The sequence below is a fragment of the Halalkalibacter alkalisediminis genome (assembly GCF_028610705.1).
GTDB classification, from domain to species: Bacteria; Bacillota; Bacilli; order Bacillales; family Bacillaceae_D; genus Halalkalibacter; species Halalkalibacter alkalisediminis.
Genome location: NZ_JAQQWT010000127.1, coordinates 1 through 1,023, shown reverse-complemented (window position 1 = coordinate 1,023; position 1,023 = coordinate 1). Strand labels below are relative to the sequence as shown.

Annotated in this window: 1 protein-coding gene; it reads right to left on the bottom strand. The window is 32.4% G+C overall.

What is annotated here, in order from left to right:
• Nucleotides 1-424: 424 nt before the first annotated feature.
• Nucleotides 425-634 carry a hypothetical protein gene (locus PQ474_RS26175; protein WP_273848512.1) on the bottom strand — a complete coding sequence of 70 codons (210 nt, stop codon included), beginning with the start codon at nucleotides 632-634 and terminating at the stop codon, nucleotides 425-427.
• Between the last annotated feature and the right edge of the window lie 389 nt (nucleotides 635-1,023).

The following is a 1,023-nucleotide window of genomic DNA, read 5'->3' as shown; positions in this document are numbered from 1 at the left end:
GGAGTAGCTCATGATAAAACCTCCGTGTAAGGGTTGTGTGGTAACTTCATTTTACACGAAGTATCATGGGCTTTTTTTGTGTTTATTTTTAGGTGTCGCACTTAATATTACAATTCGTCATAACAATTTGTGTCCACTTTCTTTAAAAGTAGAAATTCGCTCAATCCACAAGTTTCTCCGTTCTGAATGTGTCATCGCAAAAACCTCCTTTTAATATCTAGGAGATTTTCTCACATGCCAGACATTAGCAGAAGGTGGAGACGCTTACTTTGCAACGAGATAGTCCACCTTAAATCGCAAAATTTGATTTTATTGTTCAACCATTTGAAGAACAAGCGATTTCGACTGTATCCGGATAATACATAAGTAGGTTGTCAATCTGCTTTATTTAAGATAATTTATGAAACAACATTGATATAGAAACTCATTTAATATCACTTTGAACAATCTTACTTACCCTATCAAAATGCTGACCAATTTGCTGCATTAACCGATTTAAAGACTTCTTATGTTCAACTCTGTTTACAATTGTATCAATATGGTTTCTTTCAATAATATTCTCCAATTTCTCTAAGTTTTCTATGCAAAGAGTTGAGCGATTAATTAACTCAACGAATCCCTTAAGTTTTGACAAACCAATGATATTGATCCTATGAGAAACGGTAATATTTCCGTGTAAGCTTGAACCAATAAAAAATTTTGATGTTGCGATAATTGACATTATATCAATGGACGTACCTTTTTATCGAGATAATCAAAAGAATTGTGGGCAATCTGCTTAAGTTTTTTCGAAATTATAAAATCGTTGTGACAATAACCAATAGGCAACAATAATATATCTAAATTATTTCTAACACTTATCAATTTCACAATTTTTGTTATCTCCTTTTTTCGTGTCTTGAAAGCCTTGCAAGACTTGAGGTTCAAATTATGTAACTTACTCAATTGAGTGAATTTCATAATTTGAATCCTAAGTCTCGTAAAGCTTTCAAGACACAAAAAAAGGAGTACCTCCCCAAAAGT